Source organism: uncultured Microbacterium sp., assembly GCF_964244775.1.
Classification (GTDB): domain Bacteria; phylum Actinomycetota; class Actinomycetes; order Actinomycetales; family Microbacteriaceae; genus Microbacterium.
In genome coordinates this window covers 127218-145858 of sequence record NZ_CAXTJR010000002.1, presented here as the reverse complement: position 1 = coordinate 145858, position 18641 = coordinate 127218, and the positions used below count along the sequence as shown (strand labels likewise).

Below are 18641 nucleotides of genomic sequence, written 5' to 3'. Positions count from 1 at the left end.
ACAACCATACATACGGTGTCTCACTGTCACATTCGCATGCGCCGCCATGGCATACTTTGGCCATGGACGCGACGGTGCCGCACTCCCCCACGACGGACGACTCGCACCGCGGCGCGATCCGGGCGGAGCGACAGCCTCTCGCTCTCCCGACGCCCCGACCTCGCATGCTGTGGGACGCCTGGGGCGACGGCACGCATCCCGCGCATCTCCCGCCCGGAGCCAAGGCTCTGGTGGCCACCGTGCTGCCGGGCAAGGCGCACCCGATCCCCCGCCGTCCGGCACGGGATGCTCCGCTCAGCGCCTCCCGGATCTCCGATGCCGACCTCTACGCGCTCAGCGTGATCGTTGGCCCCGCGAACGCCACTCGCGACGACGAGGCCCGGCGGCTGCACCTCGGCGGGAAGAGCACGCCCGATCTGCTGCGTCGGCGCCTCGCGGCCGTGCAGCAGGCGCCGGATGCTGTCGCCTGCCCCGCGACGCACGATGAGACCCTCGCCGTGCTCGCCGTGTGCGCTGAGCGCGGCATCGCCGTGGTCCCCTTCGGCGGCGGAACGAGCGTCGTGGGCGGGGTGGATCCGGAAGCGGGCAGCCACGCCGCGGTGATCGCGCTGGATCTCGTGCATACCGCCGCGCTCTGGGATCTCGACGAGGTCTCGTTCCTGGCCACTTTCGGCGCAGGCACCACAGGCCCTCAGGCCGAGGAGCTGCTGGGCGCGCGCGGCTACACACTCGGCCACTTCCCGCAGAGCTATGAGTTCGCCTCGATCGGCGGCTTCGCGGCCACGCGCTCCAGCGGCCAGGCGTCGCGCGGGTACGGCCGATTCGACGATGTCGTGCATTCCCTGCGCGTCGCCACCCCCGTGGGTGCGCTCGACCTAGGCCGCGCTCCGGCGAGCGCCGCGGGGCCGGATCTGCGCGAACTGTTCCTCGGCTCGGAGGGCGCGTTCGGCGTGATCACCGAGGTCACGGTCCGCATCCGCCCGACCCCCGAGGTCACGCGCTACGGCGCGTGGACGTTCCCCGATTTCGCGGCCGGCGCCGCGGCCTTCCGAGAACTGACGCAGCGCGGCATCCGCCCCACCGTCCTCCGGCTGAGCGACGAGTCCGAGACCCGGGTGAACGCGCTCATGGGCGGGCACCTGACGCGGCTGCGCGGATGCCTCGCGGTGGCGACGTTCGAGGGAACGAGTCTCCTCACCAGCGACGACGCAGACATACCGGCCGAGTTGACCGCGTCCATCTTCGCCTCGCACGGCGCGAAGTCGCGGGGCGAGGATCCGGCCCGCTCGTGGGAGCGCGGTCGATTCGCCTCCCCCGCGCTGCGCGACACCCTGCTCGACATCGGGGTCCTGGCCGAGACGCTCGAAACTGCGGCGACGTGGGCGCGACTGGATGCGGTGAAATCGGCCGTCACCGAAGCGCTCATCGCGAGCCTGACCGCCGATAGGACGAAGCCGATCATCATGTGCCACATCTCGCACGTGTATCCGGCGGGCGCGTCGCTCTACTTCACCGTGATCGCCGCCCTCACCCCCGATCCGGGCGATCAGTGGGCACGAGCCAAGGATGCCGCCTCCCGCGCGATGCTCGAGGCGGGGGCGACGATCACCCACCATCACGCCGTCGGCCGAGATCACCGCCCCTACCTGGAAACCGAGATCGGCCCGCTCGGCATCGCCGTGCTCCGCGCCGTGAAGGCGGCGCTCGATCCGCGCGGGATCATGAATCCGGGCGCGCTCGTCGACGCCGCCCCAGAGCGATGAACGTCACCCTCCTCGCCAACCCGGCCGCGCGTTCCGGTGCCCACACCCGAGCGGCACCGGAGGCGGCCGAGCGGCTGCGGGCACACGGCATCCGCACCACGATCATCAGCGGCGGCAGTGCCGCCGAGTCCACCGATCTGCTGCGCAGAGCGATCGAGATCGGCACCGACGCCGTGGTCGTCGCGGGCGGCGACGGCACCGTGCATCTGGCGATCCAGGAGCTGGCAGGCAGCGGCGTGCCGCTGGGCATCATCCCCGCCGGCACGGGCAACGACATGGCCGCGGCCGTCGGGCTGCGCGAACTCGACGTCGCCGCAGCCGCCGACACGATCGCCGCCGGACGCACGCGCCGCATCGACCTCGCCAGGGTGACGCGGGTGGACGGCACGACGGAGTACTTCGCCAGTGTGCTCGCGAGCGGCTTCGACTCGCGCGTCAATGACCGCGCGAACGCGATGCGGTGGCCGCGCGGCGGGTCGCGCTACAACATCGCGCTCCTCATCGAGTTCCTGACCCTCCGCGGCATCCCGTACGACGTCGAGCTCACGCTGGAAGACGGATCGATCGAGCGCATCTCGGGCGACCTCGTGATGGCGACGATCGGCAACGGCGACACGTATGGCGGCGGCATCCCGATCTGTCCGACCGCCGACCCCTCGGACGGCGTGCTCGACGTCACGATCGTGCGGCCCGCGGGCCGCCTGCGCCTTCTGAGGTTGCTGCCGCGTGTCTACAGGGGCACGCACGCGTCGGTGGAGCAGGTGTCGATGTTCCGGGTGCGCAGCGCCCGCCTCGCCTCGCCGGGCGTCACCGCCTATGCCGACGGAGACCCGATCGGCGCACTGCCGCTCGTGGTCGACGTCGTGCCCGGCGCGCTGTCGCTGTACGCGCCCGGGGGCGCGGACTCCCGTTAGGGAGCCGCAAGACCCAGCGCCTGGCCGAGCGGCGGGATCGCGAGCGCGAGCCCGCCGTCCAGCGCGGGGCCCACGTGCCCTGCACCCGGCACCGTCTCGAGGAACACGGTGAACCCGGCCGCGCGAGCGGCGTCGGCGTTGGCCACGATTCCCGCGCCGAACTGCGCGTCGTCGGCGCCCGTGGTGAAGACCGCCGTATGGCCGTCGTACGTGCCGGCGGGCGCGGCCGCCATGATCGCGGCGGGCTTGGCCGCCTCGAACGCGGCTTTGTCGCCCCCGAAGACCTTGGCGATCGTCCCGTCGACGGTCTCGGAGCCGGGAAACTCATTGCCCGAGACGTCGACCAGATTTCCCCAGATCTCGGGATGCTGGCTGCCCCAGAGCGTCGCGCACGCGCCGCCGTTGGAGTAGCCGCCGATCACCCACGACGCCGCGGAACGGGCGATGTTCAGGTGCGTCCGGGCCCAGGCGGGTATCTCGGTGTTGAAGTAGGTCGAGACCGCCCCGAACGTCGCGGAGTCATGACAGGCGGGATCGACGGTCGGGCTCGTGAGCTGGTCGGCGATGATCGTGATCGGCGCGAGACCGTCGTGCTGGGCGGCATACGCATCCATGGCCTTCGCGATCGCATTCGGCTCGGGCGAGCCGGGTTGCCCCATCATGAAGACCAGCAGGGGCAGCGCGGGCGGATCGGCGACGAGCGCCGCGGGCGGCAGGTAGATCGAGGCGTCGCGGGCGGCGAACCCCGGCGCCGGGATGGCGTCATCGCCGGTGAGCGCGCCCACCTCGCCCTTCTGCGGCATGCCCGCCGGCGCCGACCAAGTGGTGTACAGCGGCTCCGCGGTCGGCACCGCCGTCGTCTTGGCCGGCAGCGTGATGGGCCCGACAGACTGGACCCCGATGATCGCGGCGACGGTGTGAGTGATGCTGAACGCACGATTCACCCCGAGCGCGCCCAGGACGAGCGAGGCGAGGACCAGCACGACGGCGAGCGCTCGCCGCCACCATGGCCCGCTCCAGAGCGCCGCGACACCGACCCCCATCGACCCGAGGCCGATGACGGTCCACAGTTGCGCGGACGCCGGAATCTGCACCCCGAACGTTTTCTGCACATCGAACAGCGTTACGAGTCCCACGGCGAGCGCAGCGCCCGCGAGCGCACCGATCAGGAGCCGGAAAGGATGCCGGGGCCTTGACGCGGCGACCACGACGATGAGGACGGTGGTGAGGATGCCGCATCCCGGCAGCAGTCCTCCGTCGATGAGTTCGAGTCCGAGGAGCCAGTAGATCACCGCTGCGCACCGGGGTGGGCGGGAGCGGGGCCCGACAGGAGGCTCCGGACGAGGGCGACGTATTCGCGGGGCGATGCGTCGGGAAGGTAGGCGCGACCGACGGCGGAACCGATCGCCGGGAGCGACACCGGATCGGCGTAGGCCATGTACAGCGTGCGGTACGCGGGATGGAACTTGCTCTTGAAACGAAACAGCGAGGCGAACCCGTACACCGGCTCGAGGGCCGCGCCCAGCCAGGCCAGGAACGACGACAGCGTCGTCGGGTCGGGTGCGACCTCGCCGTCGGCGATCGGCTTGGCCGCCAGCGGCGCACCGGAGAGGCTGAGGAGCTCCAGACCCCCCTCCTTCATGAGCAGAGCGGCCTTCGCGATCAGGAATTCCATGACGCCGTTGGGGGCCCCGGCTTCGCGCCGCATGAAGTCCAGGGTCCACCCCACTCGCACGCCGTCGCGCCACGAGGGCAGCCAGCTCGTCACCGCACGCAGCCGGCCATCCGCGTCGACGGCCAGGAGCAGGGCGACGTCCGGATCGGCGAGCTCTTCGATGCCGCCCAGCGTGAAACCCATCTCGGGGAGCGCGCGGTCGGTGACCCACTGCTCGCTGATGGCCGCGATCTGCGAGCTCATCGCCGGCGTCAGCGCGCGCCAGCTCGTCCACACCGCGGTCATGCCCTCGCGCTCGGCACGGTTCAGCGGGTGACGCACTTTCTGCCACTCCTTGCCGACCATCTCGAGCTCGGGCAGGTGCATCACGGTCTCCTGCCCCACCGAGGCGACGTGCCATCCCATCTCTGCGAACGCGGGGAGGTAGTCGTCATGGATGCTGTAGAACACCGGCGTCCACCCCCGGCCGATCGCGAACTCGGCGAATCCGCGCACCGTGTCCGATGCGCGCGACGGGGTGCAGAGCGGATCGGCGACGGCGAGCGCGACGCCGTTGACGACGCGGTAGGCCACCGCCGCCTGCGCGTCGTCGCTGAACCAGTGCTCGTTGCCCTGCCAGGTGCCCAGGAACGACAGTGTGCCGCCGCCGCGCCGCAGGAGCGCGCGGTACTGCGTCGCCGACTCCGCCGCGGCGTCGGCCGGCCGCGAGGTCGCGCGGTTGAGGCGCAGGATCGCGATGATCGCGACGAGCCAGAACGCCACGCCCGTCCACTGGTACACGACGAGGGGGGCACCGTGCCGAGGAAACGGGGGCTCGGCGATGCCCTGCAGGAAGGCCGGAGGGATGAACCGGCGCACCGCCTCGATGAGCAGGTCGCCCGCGCCGGGCTGCACGACGAACGCGCGCGGGACCAGCGACTCGACGAGCAGGAACACGACGATGCACAGCACGAACGCCGTGCCGATCGTGATCCACATGACGCGCAGAGCCGCCCGCGGGGCGTGCACCTGGAACCGGCGGCGCGTCGCGAGGAGAGTCACGAGCATCCCGACCGGAACGCCCACCGTGGAGATCGCCCACAGCACCCACTCGAACGCGGCTCCGTCAACGGGGTCGGCGAAGAACACTTGCCCGAAGACCACCGAGACGATCGCCAGGAGCGCCAGCGCGGCGTTCACGCCCACCGCGATCATCCAGGCCGCACGGCGACCCGACCGCAGGCCCCACGCCGCGACGAGGAGCAGTACCAGCGGCACGATCGCCAGCAGCGCCGGCCCCACGCCTCGGGTCACCAGGAGCGCGAACTGGTGATCGCACGCGCGCACGTACCGGGTCGTGCAGCGGTCGACGATCTCCTGGTCGAACTGGGCGAACGAGGTCGCCACCAGCGAGAGCGGGCCGCGCCCGCCGCCGGCGATCAGGGCGGCGATCGGACCGAGCCCCGTGACGGCGACGATCGTCGCGACGAGCGAGCGCGTCTCACGCGTGGAGCTGCGATGCCACGGGCGCCGCGGCACACCGCGCGCGAACAGCAGCCCGAGCGCGAGCCCCGTGAGCGCGGCGATCAGGCGGTACCACGAGTCGACGTCGCCGGCGTAGAGCGCGAACATCCCGAGGACGGCGAACGCGACGACGCGGATGCGCCGGCGCCACAGCGCTCCGGCGAGCGCCGAGGCCGCCAGGAGCGCTCCGGTGATCGCGATCGCCGGGTCGAGCACGGTGGCCTGCGTGGCGGCGGCACTGACCTCAGGCGTATCGGAGAGCAGGACCTGGACGCCGGCACCGACCAGCAGCGCCACCACGCCGGTCACGCCCATCGCGATCAGCGTACGTGCCGAGCCGAGGATGCGCTCCGTCGCCGCCAGCGCGGTCAGTGCGAGCAGGATCGACAGGACGGCATCCACCGGCGAGTCGGGAATGACCAGCGCCGTCACGACGGCCCACCACCCGGCCGGATTCAGCAGCGTGCCCGCGCCCCAACCGAGCGCCCCGGGAACCTGGGCTCCCCACAGGCTCCCCGTGCAGACGGAGGCGAGGACGATGACGAGCGCGAAGCCGACGGCGAGAGGATTGCGCCGCGCGTAGACGCGCAGACCGTTCAGCCGGCGACGAGCCCACGACGGGGTCGCGCGCGCGTCATCGCGCCGCTCGACCGCGTCGACGGTGGGTCCGTCCATGCACTCCCCGTCTCTTCACCGAGGAGACCCTATGGCCCGGCGCTGAGACGTTGCGCCGCGCGGCTATGCGCGGAGTATGAGTGAACCCTGAGGGGTCAGTGCGTCGCCTGGACGTCACGCAGCCGGGCGAGCACCTGGTCGCGCAGCTCCTCGGGAGCGCTCTCCTTGCACGCGCGCGCCACCACGTCGGTGAGCGTGCGCGCCACTAGCGCCTCGTCCTGGCATTGCCGGCAGGTCTTCAGATGATCGGCGATCTCGATCGCCGAGGTCTCGCACACCTCGTGGCGCAGATACTCTTCGAGGTCGCGTCTGGCCTTCTCGCAGCCGCAGTCGGTCATTTCGCGCTCCTTGTGGCGGCGCTCACGCCGCGTTCCTTCGGCGCGGCAGTCTGAATGCCGCGCTCCTTCGCGTAGTCGGCGAGCAGTTCACGAAGCATCCGTCTGCCACGATGCAGACGGCTCATGACCGTGCCGATGGGTGTCTTCATGATGTCGGCGATCTCCTGATACGCGAAGCCCTCGACGTCTGCGAGGTACACCGCCAGTCGGAAATCCTCCGGGATGGCCTGCAGTGCGTCTTTGACGACGGATGCCGGCATCCGATCGATCGCCTCAGCCTCCGCCGATCGGCTGCTCGTGGCCGTGGTCGACTCGGCTCCGCCGAGCTGCCAGTCTTCGAGTTCGTCGATCGTGCCCTGATAGGGCTCGCGCTGCTTCTTGCGATACGTGTTGATGTAGGTGTTCGTCAGGATCCGATACAGCCACGCCTTGAGGTTGGTGCCCTGCGTGAACGTCTTCCACGATGCGAACGCCTTGACGAACGTCTCCTGCACGAGATCGGCGGCGTCCGCCGGGTTGCGGGTCATCCGCATCGCGGCCGCATACAGCTGGTCCATGAACGGAAGCGCCTGCACCTCGAATTGGGTGCGCGCGTCCGCCCGGGTATCGGCCTCGTCGTTCATCACGCGCAATTCTACGTCGCGGCGCTTCGCTTCTCCGTCGGTGCCGTCCCACGTAAGCACGGGGCGATCCAGGGTGACACGCTCCATCACAGCAGGCATCGGTCTCCTTCCGGCGTCAGGTCCCACAGGGGTTCAGTAGGGTAGAACCCGATGAGTGCCGACGGGTATTCCCTTCCAGCGACGCGGACTTCTGCTGTCCGCGGCGGTTGGAGCGCGCCCGTCGCGAACGGCGTCATGCACGCGACCGTCTCGGTGCCCGGCTCGAAGTCGCTGACCAACCGCGAGCTGATCCTCGCCGCCCTCGCCGACGGGCCCAGCCGCCTGACCGCGCCGCTGCATTCCGACGACTCCGCGCGCATGGTCCAGGCCCTCCGCTCCCTCGGCGTCGGCATCGACGAGGTGGAGGGGGCGGGCGCGTTCGGTCCCGATCTCGAGGTCACGCCGGTGTGGCCGCTGCGCGGTGACACCGTGATCGACTGCGGACAGGCCGGCACCGTCATGCGGTTCGTCGCGGCCCTGGCCGGTTTGGCGCAGGGCGACGTCACGATGACCGCGCACCCCAGCGCCCTGCACCGCCCCATGGGCGCCATGATCACGGCCCTGCGCGACGTCGGCGTCGACGTCGACGACGGCGGCCACTGGGCCCTTCCCTTCGACGTGCGCGGACGCGGGCACACCCGCGGTGGCGAGATCACCATCGATGCGAGCGGCTCGAGTCAGTTCGTGTCCGGACTGCTGCTGGCAGCCGCGCGCTACGACGTCGGGCTGCACCTGATCCACTCCGGCGCGCGCCTGCCGAGCCAGCCGCACATCGACATGACGATCGAGGCGCTGGCCCACCGCGGCGTGCACGTCGAACGCCCCGCTCCCGCGGAGTGGATCGTGCCGGCCGGGCCCATCCGGGCCAAGGACATCGCGATCGAGCCCGACCTGTCCAACGCCGCGCCGTTCCTGGCCGCAGCCATGATCGCCGGGGGCTCGGTCACCGTCACCGGCTGGCCGGCGCACTCGACGCAGCCCGGCGCGATGCTCGGTGAGATCCTCGCTCTGATGGGCGCACGCGTCACTCGTCGCGGCGGTGCGCTGACGGTCACCGGCGGCTCCGGCATCCTGGGCGTGGATCTCGACCTCTCGGCGGCGGGCGAGCTCACCCCCACCGTCTTCGCCCTGGCCGCATTCGCGGACGGCCCGACGACCCTCTACGGCATCGGCCACATCCGCGGCCATGAGACCGACCGCATCGCCGCACTCATCGGCGAGCTGCGCGCCCTCGGCGGCGAGGCGCACGAACTCGACGACGGCATCCGGATCGTCCCGCGCGACCTGCACGGCGGCACGTGGCATGCCCACCACGACCATCGCCTCGCCACGACCGGCGCCCTCATCGGCCTCGCGGTCCCCGGCGTCGAGGTCGACGACATCGGCACCACGGCCAAGACCATGCCCGAGTTCCCCGAGCTGTGGCAGCAGATGCTCGCCGGCTCGCCGGAGGGCGCCCTCGCGTGAGCTGGCTCGCCGACGATGACGACGACGACCAGGACGAGTTCGACGAGAACGAGATCCGGTCACGTCCCAACCCGAAGGCCAACCGCCCCCGCACCAAGCGCAGGCCCGCGCACGCCGACGCGCAGATCGCCCGGGTGATCGGCGTCGATCGCGGACGGTATTCGGTGCTTGTCGATGAGGAGCTCCCCGGCGAGAGGCGGGTGCTCGCCACGCGAGCGCGCGAACTGCGCAAGATCGCGATCGTCACGGGCGATCGCGCGCGCGTGGTCGGCGATCTCAGCAGCGACGAGGGCACGCTCGCGCGGATCATCGGCATCCAGGAACGCACGTCGCTCCTTCGCCGATCCGCCGACGACACCGACCAGGTCGAGCGGATCATCGTCGCCAACGCCGACCAGATGCTCGTCGTCGTGGCCGCCGCCGACCCCGAGCCACGCGAGCGGCTCGTCGACCGCTACCTCGTCGCGGCGCTCGATGCCGGCATCCGGCCACTCCTCGTGGTCACCAAGACCGACCTCGCCGACCCCACCGCGTTCCTCGCCCACTTCGAGGGGCTCGACCTCGAGGTGTTCACGAGCGCTCAGTCCGAGATGCCGCTGGAGCGCATCGGCGCGAGCCTCGTCGGGCACTCCACGGTGTTCGTCGGGCACTCGGGGGTCGGCAAATCGACGCTCGTGAACGCGCTCGTCCCGAGCGCCGACCGCGCCACCGGGCACGTCAACGTCGTGACCGGTCGCGGGCGGCACACCTCGTCGTCGACGGTCTCGCTGCGCTATCAGGGGCCGACCGGAAAGGGCTGGGTGATCGACACTCCGGGTGTGCGCTCGTTCGGACTCGGTCACGTGAACCCGGCGCGCATCATCGACGCGTTCACCGAGCTCGCACTCATCGCCGAACGGTGCCCGCGCGGGTGCACCCATCTGCCGGATGCTCCCGACTGCGCGATCATCGAAGCCGTCGCCGATGGCCGGCTCGGCCCGGGCGGCCGGGCACGCCTGGACTCGCTGCAGCGCCTGCTCGCGACGTTCGCCGAGCGGAAGACGCGCGAGGATCAGTCCTAGGCTGAAGGCATGACCGTGCAGCTCACTCCCGGCGATGCCGCTCCCCTGTTCACCCTCGTCGACCAGGACGAGAATTCCGTCTCGCTCGCGGATCTGCGCGGGCAGAACGTGATCCTGTACTTCTACCCCGCCGCGATGACACCCGGCTGCACCACCGAGGCGTGCGACTTCCGCGACAGCATGGGCTCGCTCGCCGGTTCGGGCTACACCGTGCTCGGTGTCTCGCGCGACGAGCCGTCGACCCTGCGCGAATTCCGCGAGCGCGACGGGCTCACCTTCCCGCTCCTGAGCGACCCCGACCACGCCGTCCACGACGCGTACGGCGCGTGGGGCGAGAAGATGAACTACGGCAAGCTCGTCGAGGGAGTGATCCGCTCGACGTTCGTGATCGACGCCGAGGGGCGCATCGTGCACGCGCTCTACAACGTCAAGGCCACCGGGCACGTCGCACGGCTCCGCACGCTCGTCGGCGCCTGAGACTCACACCCGGCTTTCCGTCGGTCGTCCTGTCGGCCCGGAGAGCTATCGGTCGCCGTCGGCTTCGCCACGACCGGTCTTCAGGGCTGCGGCCCTGCGCGCCGCGAAGATGAGCAGCACGAGCCCGAGCACTGCCGGTGCGGCGAGGGCGAGAGCAACCAGCGGGTGCGCATATGCGCCGGTGACCGCGCCGAGCGCCACCGCGAGGATGAGCAGCTGCGACACGATCCCGCCCGACCGGCCCCATGACTGACCGCGCGCGATCGCGACGGCGAATGCGCACAGTGCCGCGGCTGAGACCGCCGTCAGCACGATCAGGGCGATGCCGCTCGTCGGGTCTCCGGCGTCTCCGCCGAACAGCGCCAGCACCTGGACGACCACCAGGGCGATGACCGCGAGGCCCTCGAGCCCGACCACGACGGCTGCCGCGCGGGCGGCCGGATTTGTTCCCATTCCCGACGATCCTTCCGACGCTTGGTGTCGTCGTTGTGCGAATCCTCCAGTGCACCCGGCGAATGCTCAGCTGATCCCGCACATTCACCGCAAAACGGTCCTTGATTAGGCCGTCGCGCTGTGGAAGCATTGAACAAGCCGTGTGCTCCCACAGCGAAGTGGGGCGAGCGTCGCTCGCACATCTCACAGGGTACCGGACCCGAATCGGGCTTCCGGACTCTCACCGACTTCGTCATCAAGGAGCACCACCATGGATTGGCGCGACAAATCCGCCTGCCTCACCGTCGACCCCGAGCTGTTCTTCCCCGTCGGGAACACCGGTCCGGCCGTCGATCAGATCGAGAAGGCGAAGTCGGTCTGCGCTCGCTGCACCGTCACCGAGGTCTGCCTGCAGTACGCGCTCGAGACCGGTCAGGATTCAGGCGTCTGGGGCGGTCTGTCCGAAGACGAGCGTCGTGCGCTCAAGCGTCGCGCGGCTCGCGCCAGGCGCGCCAGCTGACCGCCGGACGCGCAGGGCTCTGACTCACCGATCACCGGATGCCGCAGCATCCGGTGATCGTCAGTTCGAGCTCTCGGTGCCCCGGGCGATGTAGCGCAGCGGGATGTCGATCGTGACCTCGGTGCCGCTTCCGGTGATCGTGTGCCAGTCGATCGTCCCGCCCAGCTCGCCCTGGATCAGGGTGCGCACGATCTGCGTGCCCAGCCCCTGGCCGACGTGCCCCTCGGGCATGCCGACGCCGTTGTCGCGGACGCGCACCTCCAGGCGCTCCTCGCTGCGCTGCGCGATGATCCGGACGTCTCCCTGCTGACCGGCGAGGCCATGCTCGACGGCATTGGTGACCAGTTCGGTCAGCGCCAGCGCCAGCGGCGTCGCGTATTCGCTGGGCAGCGTCCCGAACTCGCCCGACGTCGTGGTGTGGGCCCGCGTCGTCGGTGCGGCGGCGACCTCGGCGGCGAGCTTGAGCACCCGGTCGAAGACGTCGTCGAAGTTCACGTTCTGCGCGAGGCCTTCCGAAAGCGTGTCGTGGACGACGGCGATCGCCGACACGCGGCGCATCGCCTGGGTGAGGGCTTCGCGCGCCTCGTCGGAGTGCGAGCGGCGGGACTGGATGCGCAGGAGCGACGCCACCGTTTGCAGGTTGTTCTTGACGCGGTGGTGGATCTCGCGGATCGTCGCGTCCTTGGTGATGAGCTCCTGCTCCTGATGGCGGATCTCTGTGACGTCGCGGCTCAGCACGATCGCGCCGATGCGTGTGCCGCGGTCGCGGAGCGGGATCGTCCGCAGGGCGACCGAGACCCCCTGCGCCTCGATGTCCGCGCGCCACGGCGCACGGCCGGTCACCACGAGAGGCAGCGATTCGTCGAACTGTCGCTTGGACGGCAGGATGCGGGTGGTCACCTCGACGAGGGACTCGCCCTCCAGCTCGTCGTCGAATCCCATCCGGTTGAACGCCGACAGGGCGTTCGGGCTCGCGAACGTCGTGATGCCGTCGACGTCGAGACGGATCAGGCCGTCCGACGCACGCGGGGCACCGCGGCGAGGCGAGGTCGGCGCGGACAGATCGGGGAACTCGCCCGACGCGACCATCCCGAACAGGTCGTCGGCGCAGTCGTTGAAGGTGATCTGCTGCCGCGACGGCGTGCGTGTCTCACCGAGATTGGTGTGCCGGGTCAGCACGCCGACCGTCACAAGCGGCTCACCCGCGCGCGGCCTTTCGCGCACGATCGGAACCGCGCGCACGCGGGTCGGCGTCTCTTCGAACCAGTCGGGCGAGGCCGAATCGATGATGCGGCCGGTCTGGAAGGCCTCACGCACCTGCGTGCGCCACTGCGGACGCACGCGGTCGCCCACGATATCGCGGTAGAAGAGCGTCGCGGCGCCGCCCGGCCGGGTGTGCGCGACCGCGACGAACGAGTCATCGGGAGTCGGGACCCAGATCACGATGTCGGCGAAGGCCAGGTCGGCCAAGAGCTGGCCGTCGCCGGCGAGGCGGTGGAGCCACTCCACGTCGGCTTCGCTGGAGCACCCCTGCGCGTAGACGAGATCGCTGAGGGTCGACACGCGTTCCAGCTTAGAGTCTGAGCCGATCCGCCGAGCGCGCACTGCGCACGGCGTCACTCTGGCGCTCCGGCTCGTTGACCTCGTGCACGAGGCGCACATGGCGGCGGAGGCCCCGCCGTGGTGCGGGATCCGGCTCGGGGACAGGCGCGACGGCCTCGCCGACGAAGCGCCGGAGGGCGAGTGTGAACGCGGAGCGGGGCGCGACGGCCGCGATCGGACGTGCGGCCAGCAGCGCGGCATCCGCCGACCGCGGATCGGCGGGCAGGAACCAGACATCCTCGATACCGGCGAACCGGTCCAGCGCGCGGCGGATCTGACCGCGCGCATCGATGCCCAGGGGTCCGGGGCGGAGCCGATTGGCGACCACGACCACCCTCGTGGTGCCGATCGTGGCCCGCAGGTCGGCGTAGCCGCGGATGAATCGGGCCATGCCGACCGGGTCGGCACCGGCGACCGCGACCACGAGATCGGCCGCCCGCAGCGATGCCAGGGTGGCGGCGTTGCGCCGCGGGCCGTCGAGGTCGCTCACGATCTCCTCGTCGCGCTCGAGCGAGGCCGCCGTGTCGATCACAGTGTGCTCGACCCACTCCCGGCAGGCCGTGAGGGCGGCGGTGACCCGCGCCTCGCCGAGCTCGGGCCACCGCGACGGGCGGTTGATGCCGGTGAGCACCTCCACGCCGCCCTCGAGCGGCGTGCTGATCCGGGTGAGCTCGCGCGCGTCGATGCCGCCGAGCTCCGCCTGGCGGCACGCGGCGGCGAAGCCGGGGCCTTCGTCGGCGAGCCCGAGCGCGAGTGCGATCGAGGGGGCGTGGGTGTCGGCATCCACCAGTCCCACCCTCCGATCGCCCCTGGCCAGCTCCATCGCGAGTTCGATCGCGACCGTCGAGCGGCCCGGGGCGCCCGCCGGCCCCCACACGGCGATCACGGGCGCCGCGCGCACGACGGTCGCGCGCGGCGCGAGCGGGGCCGGAGCGGCGTCGAGCGCCTCGGCCAGCTGCCACGGCTCGGAATCGAGCGGCATCGCGCGCCCCACCCCGAACGACTCCGCGAGCCGGACGTCCGCCTCGGTGGCGCACAGCGGCAGGATGCGGACGCCGAACCGATCGCACAGGGCGACCACCTCGGAGGTCAGCGTCCGGCGCGTCGCGTGCAGCACGATCGCGTCGGCCTCGGCCAGGTGCTCGATGACCGTGGACGGCTCGCCGAATCGGTCGGCGTCGCGCGCGACGGCGGTGGCGACGTGGTGCAGCGCGGATGCCGGAACCGTCGCGATCACTTCGATCCGCTCGCGCGCGAGCCCGGCCGCCATGGCCTCGCCGTGAGGGGAGTCGACCGCGACAAGCACTCTCATCGGCCGGCTCCGGCCGTCGGCACGATCGACAGGGCGGCCCCCGCCGACATCGCGGCGAGCACGGCCGCCACATCCGCACGGGGGATCACGAGTTCCAGTGCCGCTGCCCCGCCGCCGATCATCGAGTCGTCGCGGGTGACAGCGGCCACCGTCGCATCCGCCACGAGGATGCGCGGGGTGTCGTACACGCCGCGCTCGACCAGCGGCGCCGACCAGACCTCCACGACGGTGCCGGTGTCGACGGATGCGGGAACGTCGACCGTGCTGCGGACGACCACGGTGGTCACGGTCGCGGCGCCGGCCGCCCCGACGGCGCTCTGCGGAACGAGCTCACCTGCCTCGATCGTGCGGGTCGCGACCTGCCCCTCCTCCAGCGCTTCGGGGGCGAGATACGCGTCGCCCACCTGGCCCAGGGCGACGTCGACCACGCGCATCGCGTCGCCGGAGAGGGCTTCTCCCGGGACGATCGTGTGGGCGGCGGCGAACACCGGCACGGTCTGCCGGGCGGAGGCGACGACGAACCACACGCCGGCGACCGAGGCGGCGATGAGCACAACCCCGAGAAAGAATCGGGCGTCGCTCCAGAAGGCGCGTGGGCGGCGGCGAACGGATTCGAGCGCTGTCATGCGGTCCATCGTCGCGCAGTCGCCGCGGAGGCGACGCACGTTATCCACAAGGCGGTGTCGACGGAGGCTGCGCGACGGGTGGCGGCCATAATGGGGACATGCCCGAAAGCCCGACGTCCGACGCGCGCCTGCTCGCCCCCGCGCAGGTGGCCGAGGTGCTCAGCGTCTCGGTCGACGAGGTGATCGCGCTCGTGCTGGACGGGCGTCTCCGCGGCGTTCGCGTGGGTGCGCCGCCCCAATGGCGGGTGGAGCAGACGAGCATCGCCGGCTACCTCGACGACCAGGCCGAAGAGGCGCGCCGCATGGCGCTGTGGGAGCAGTCCAACGCGGCGAGCTTCCCCGAGCTGTGGGGCCACGGCATCATCCGCAACCCCGACTGATCGCCCGAGTCGAGCGGATGCTGTCGCCACCGCCCTCGCTCAGATCAGAGGTGCTGCCGTCTCGGGCCGCACCCACGCGATAGCGATGAACGGCACGATCCGGTGACCCGTCACCGCGTCCACCCTGCGTGCGCTGCCCGCATCGTGCAGCGCGATGTCGAGATGGTCGGCGCCGGCGCGGTCGATCGTGCCGGCGAGCGGGGAGCCGTTCACGCGATGGATCGTGACAGCCAGACGTCTGCGTACGAGGTCGCGCAGGACGAAGCCGAACGTCATCCGGTCGGCGAGCGGCGCAGTCCCTTCGACGGGGCGGGCTGAGCGCAGCAGGTCGGCGTGCGGCATCCCGATCGCGCAGATCGCGCTCAGCGGCGCGAGGATGCCTCCGCGCTGCCCCGCCGGTTCGATCGCCAGCCAGTCGGCACCCACGCCGGCCACCTCGCCGGTGAAGACCGTCCCGTCCGCCAGTTCGAACGATGGGGGCGGTGTGCTCCGGTCGCGGGTTGCGGCGGTGCGGAGCCGATCCCGGAGGACGACGCGGGAGAGCCGCAGCCGTTCGGCTTCGCTGTCGAGCGCGGCACGCTCCGCCTCCCACTCGGAGGAGAGCTGATCTTCGAGGTCTTCGAATAATCGATCCCAGCGCACGCAAGCGAGGCTAGGGGATTCATCACGACGGGATCACAACTTATCCACAGTCCGGAGATCGATCTTTCCTGTGAGTTCGCCCTGTGTTCTACTCTTGGGACATCTCCTCCCCCAGGCAGGTATCCATGGCATCGACGCCGGCAGGCCCTGCTCGTGTTCCGTCCCCTTTCGGCGACGCACGCGAGCTCTCCGAGTTCTTCGCACCGCAGCGCACCGGCTCCGACGCGCTCCCCGAGCCCGAGCCGTTTCTGCACAATCTGACGCGCGGCGTGCTGGAAGTGCTGGCCGGTGTCCGCGAGGTCGATCAGCTGGCCCGCTGGCTGACGGAGGACGCCTACCGCAAGCTCGTCACCCGCGCGAATCTCGCGACCCGTGCCCGCAGCGCACGCGGGGCTCCGGCATCCCGTCCCACACACGCGATCCTCTCGGTGCACCACTCATCGCCCGCCGACCACGTCGTGGAAGCGGTGGTGATCGTCGCAGGGCCGGCGCGCACCCGTGCGGTCGCGATCCGGCTCGAGGGCATGGACCGGCGCTGGCGGGCCACCTCGCTCGCGCTGCTCTGACGCCGACTCCGATTCAGACCCTCCGGCAGGCGAACGGGCCGGCTACTGCCGGTACGACGACAGGAAGTTTCCGAGTCGCTCGATCGCCTCGGTGAGCACTCTGGCCTCCGGGAGCGTCACGATCCGCACGTGGTCGGGGGTCGGGAAATTGAATCCGGTCCCCTGCACCAGCAGGACGTGCTCGGCGACCAGGAAGTCGTAGACGAACTTCGCGTCGTCGCGGATCTCGTGGACCTCGGGGTCGAAGCGCGGGAATGCGTACAGCGCTCCCTCGGGCTTGACGCACGACACACCCGGGATCGCCTCCAGACCCTGCCACGCGGCATCCCGCTGCTCGTGCAGCCGCCCCATCGGCGCGATCAGCGCGTCGATCGACTGCACGCCCGAGAGGGCGGCCTGCACGGCGTGCTGGGCGGGGACGTTGGGGCACAGCCGGGTCGAGGCCAGCAGGTTGATGCCCTCGAGGAAGCCGGCGGCGTGCTGCTTCGGCCCGGTGATGACGAGCCACCCCGACCGGTAGCCGGCCACGCGATAGGTCTTGGACAGTCCGTTGAACGTCAGGCACAGCAGGTCGGGCGCGACCGTCGCCATCGGGATGTGCTGCGCGTCGTCGAAGAGGATGCGGTCGTAGATCTCGTCGGCCAGCACCAGCAGCGAGTGCTCGCGAGCGACCTCGGCGATGGCATCGAGCACGGCGCGCGAGTACACCGCGCCCGTCGGGTTGTTGGGGTTGATCACGACGATCGCCTTCGTGCGCGGCGTGATCTTCGACCGGATGTCGTCCAGATCGGGTTGCCATTCGTTCTGCTCGTCGCACAGATAGTGCACGGGCGTGCCGCCGCCGAGGCTGGTCATCGCCGTCCAGAGCGGATAATCGGGCGCGGGGATCAGTACCTCGTCGCCTTCGTCGAGGAGGGCCTGCATCGTCATCGTGATGAGCTCGGACACCCCGTTGCCGAGGAACACGTCGTCGGGGTCGACCGCGGGGAAGCCGGGCATCTGCTCGTACCGGTAGACGACCGCGCGGCGCGCGGAGAGGATGCCGCGGCTCTCGCTGTAACCGTGGGCATGCGGGATGGCGGCGATCATGTCGCGCACGATCTGGAACGGGGCGTCGAATCCGAACGCGGCCGGGTTGCCGGTGTTGAGTTTGAGGATGCGGTGGCCTTCGGCCTCCAGACGCCCGGCCTCCACGAGCGCCTGCCCGCGGATCTCGTACAGGACGTCTTTCAGCTTCGACGACTGGTCGAGCGTGCGGAGGGTGCTCATCGATTCAGGATAGCCCCGGCCCGATGCGGCCAATCGACAGAGCGTGGACCGTGCGCAGGCGACAGCCCGCGCTCACAGGAGCACGAGGATGAGCGCCGCGGATGCCGCGACCACCCCGATCGTGACGACGATGACATTCATGTTCAGCACCGGCGGCGCGACCCCCTGCGGCGCACCGTCCGGGCCGCGGGAAGCCCGCCTGGCGTCGGCGTCGAGGTCGTCGACCCGCTTGCGGATCATCCGGGCGATCGTGGTGGCGGGCGTCTGCAGCAGTTCGCTGTCCAGCCGCAGATCGTCCACGTTTCGGACCGGGACGATCGACGAGCCGTATGCCTGGGTGCGGCGCATCGCACCCCCGAGGAACGACGTACCCGGCCCGGCCGCGGCGGCCGGGATGTAGGTCCGACCGTCGATCGTGCGGATCGTGAGGCGCCGGCCGCCGGTCACTTCGGTGATCGCCGTCAGCGGGATCGTCACCGAGTGCAGCGAGTTGCGCACGACGACCTCGGTCGGCGACAAGCGGATCAGGGGGACGGAGAACAGCATCCATGCCACCCACCCGGCGAGCATCATGACCGGAATCAGGGCCGGCAGGTCGGGCGAAGGCACGAACACGGCGGCGATCACCGAGGCGATCACGGCAAGCACCGCCACGATCGCGACGGCCCGTGCGGACGGGAGACGGTACTCCGTGACGTCGCCGGGCATCCCCCCACCGTACGTTCTCTCCCGGCGGGGGGCCAGCTCCTCGCGCCGC

At 70.8% G+C, this 18641-nt stretch carries 19 protein-coding genes; 8 read left to right on the top strand and 11 right to left on the bottom strand.

Features of this window, described 5'->3' with window-relative positions:
- Positions 1–62 precede the first annotated feature (62 nt).
- Both ACFE6Z_RS05890 and ACFE6Z_RS05885 read left to right on the top strand, forming a co-directional pair.
- Positions 63–1763, top strand: coding sequence for an FAD-binding oxidoreductase (locus tag ACFE6Z_RS05890; protein WP_375384781.1), 1701 nt, complete (start codon positions 63–65; stop codon positions 1761–1763).
- Entirely contained in the window at positions 1760–2677 is a 918-nt protein-coding gene (locus tag ACFE6Z_RS05885; RefSeq protein ID WP_375384780.1) for a diacylglycerol kinase, read from the top strand. The genes ACFE6Z_RS05890 and ACFE6Z_RS05885 overlap by 4 nt, the downstream gene beginning before the upstream one ends.
- On the opposite strand, the gene ACFE6Z_RS05880 is transcribed toward ACFE6Z_RS05885, so the two are convergent.
- The 4 genes from ACFE6Z_RS05880 to ACFE6Z_RS05865 form a co-directional block, all read right to left on the bottom strand.
- On the bottom strand, positions 2674–3969 hold the full coding sequence (locus ACFE6Z_RS05880; protein ID WP_375384779.1) for an esterase: 1296 nt from the start codon (positions 3967–3969) through the stop codon (positions 2674–2676). The genes ACFE6Z_RS05885 and ACFE6Z_RS05880 overlap by 4 nt on opposite strands.
- Positions 3966–6530 (bottom strand): bifunctional lysylphosphatidylglycerol flippase/synthetase MprF, encoded by a 2565-nt coding sequence (locus ACFE6Z_RS05875; RefSeq protein ID WP_375384778.1) that lies wholly within the window; start codon positions 6528–6530, stop codon positions 3966–3968. The genes ACFE6Z_RS05880 and ACFE6Z_RS05875 overlap by 4 nt, the downstream gene beginning before the upstream one ends.
- Positions 6531–6625: 95 nt before the next feature.
- Positions 6626–6868, bottom strand: coding sequence for an alpha-ketoglutarate decarboxylase (locus ACFE6Z_RS05870; protein ID WP_375384777.1), 243 nt, complete (start codon positions 6866–6868; stop codon positions 6626–6628).
- A complete protein-coding gene (locus ACFE6Z_RS05865) occupies positions 6865–7590 on the bottom strand; it encodes a sigma-70 family RNA polymerase sigma factor (protein WP_375384776.1) in 726 nt (241 codons plus the stop codon). Before ACFE6Z_RS05865 ends, ACFE6Z_RS05870 begins: the two co-directional genes overlap by 4 nt.
- Before the next feature lie 51 nt (positions 7591–7641).
- On the opposite strand from ACFE6Z_RS05865, the gene aroA reads away from it, so the two are divergent.
- From aroA to bcp, 3 genes are read left to right on the top strand one after another with little or no spacing between them, the layout of a single operon-like run.
- On the top strand, positions 7642–8997 hold the full coding sequence (gene aroA, locus ACFE6Z_RS05860) for a 3-phosphoshikimate 1-carboxyvinyltransferase (RefSeq protein WP_375384775.1): 1356 nt from the start codon (positions 7642–7644) through the stop codon (positions 8995–8997).
- The gene (gene rsgA, locus ACFE6Z_RS05855; protein WP_375384774.1) at positions 8994–10058 is read left to right on the top strand and encodes a ribosome small subunit-dependent GTPase A; all 1065 of its coding nucleotides are present in this window, start codon (positions 8994–8996) and stop codon (positions 10056–10058) included. The genes aroA and rsgA overlap by 4 nt, the downstream gene beginning before the upstream one ends.
- 9 nt (positions 10059–10067) lie before the next feature.
- On the top strand, positions 10068–10535 hold the full coding sequence (gene bcp / locus ACFE6Z_RS05850) for a thioredoxin-dependent thiol peroxidase (protein ID WP_375384773.1): 468 nt from the start codon (positions 10068–10070) through the stop codon (positions 10533–10535).
- 45 nt (positions 10536–10580) lie between these two features.
- Here bcp and ACFE6Z_RS05845 read toward each other — a convergent pair whose 3' ends face one another.
- Complete coding sequence (locus tag ACFE6Z_RS05845) at positions 10581–10988, bottom strand: histidine kinase (RefSeq protein WP_375384772.1); 408 nt, start codon at positions 10986–10988, stop codon at positions 10581–10583.
- A gap of 250 nt (positions 10989–11238) precedes the next feature.
- Here ACFE6Z_RS05845 and ACFE6Z_RS05840 point away from each other — a divergent pair, with 250 nt between their 5' ends.
- The gene (locus ACFE6Z_RS05840) at positions 11239–11487 is read left to right on the top strand and encodes a WhiB family transcriptional regulator (RefSeq protein ID WP_055967481.1); all 249 of its coding nucleotides are present in this window, start codon (positions 11239–11241) and stop codon (positions 11485–11487) included.
- 60 nt (positions 11488–11547) lie between these two features.
- Here ACFE6Z_RS05840 and ACFE6Z_RS05835 read toward each other — a convergent pair whose 3' ends face one another.
- Genes ACFE6Z_RS05835 through ACFE6Z_RS05825 form a run of 3 tightly spaced genes read right to left on the bottom strand, consistent with a single transcriptional unit; the run spans position 11548 to position 15027 of the window.
- Positions 11548–13050, bottom strand: a complete 1503-nt coding sequence (locus ACFE6Z_RS05835; RefSeq protein ID WP_375384771.1) for a sensor histidine kinase — start codon at positions 13048–13050, stop codon at positions 11548–11550.
- Positions 13051–13060: 10 nt separating this feature from the next.
- On the bottom strand, positions 13061–14401 hold the full coding sequence (locus tag ACFE6Z_RS05830; RefSeq protein WP_375384770.1) for a CpaE family protein: 1341 nt from the start codon (positions 14399–14401) through the stop codon (positions 13061–13063).
- A complete protein-coding gene (locus tag ACFE6Z_RS05825; RefSeq protein WP_375384769.1) occupies positions 14398–15027 on the bottom strand; it encodes an SAF domain-containing protein in 630 nt (209 codons plus the stop codon). Before ACFE6Z_RS05825 ends, ACFE6Z_RS05830 begins: the two co-directional genes overlap by 4 nt.
- A gap of 98 nt (positions 15028–15125) precedes the next feature.
- On the opposite strand from ACFE6Z_RS05825, the gene ACFE6Z_RS05820 reads away from it, so the two are divergent.
- Entirely contained in the window at positions 15126–15407 is a 282-nt protein-coding gene (locus ACFE6Z_RS05820) for a helix-turn-helix domain-containing protein (protein ID WP_375384768.1), read from the top strand.
- 39 nt (positions 15408–15446) lie between these two features.
- Here the strand turns inward: ACFE6Z_RS05820 and ACFE6Z_RS05815 are convergent, their stop codons facing one another.
- Positions 15447–16049 (bottom strand): hypothetical protein, encoded by a 603-nt coding sequence (locus ACFE6Z_RS05815; RefSeq protein ID WP_375384767.1) that lies wholly within the window; start codon positions 16047–16049, stop codon positions 15447–15449.
- A gap of 125 nt (positions 16050–16174) precedes the next feature.
- Between ACFE6Z_RS05815 and ACFE6Z_RS05810 the strand changes: the two genes are divergently transcribed.
- Complete coding sequence (locus ACFE6Z_RS05810; RefSeq protein ID WP_375384766.1) at positions 16175–16615, top strand: Rv3235 family protein; 441 nt, start codon at positions 16175–16177, stop codon at positions 16613–16615.
- A 42-nt stretch (positions 16616–16657) separates the two neighbouring features.
- On the opposite strand, the gene ACFE6Z_RS05805 is transcribed toward ACFE6Z_RS05810, so the two are convergent.
- A complete protein-coding gene (locus tag ACFE6Z_RS05805; protein ID WP_375384765.1) occupies positions 16658–17884 on the bottom strand; it encodes a pyridoxal phosphate-dependent aminotransferase in 1227 nt (408 codons plus the stop codon).
- Positions 17885–17956: 72 nt separating this feature from the next.
- Entirely contained in the window at positions 17957–18592 is a 636-nt protein-coding gene (locus tag ACFE6Z_RS05800; protein ID WP_375384764.1) for a hypothetical protein, read from the bottom strand.
- Positions 18593–18641: the final 49 nt, after the last annotated feature.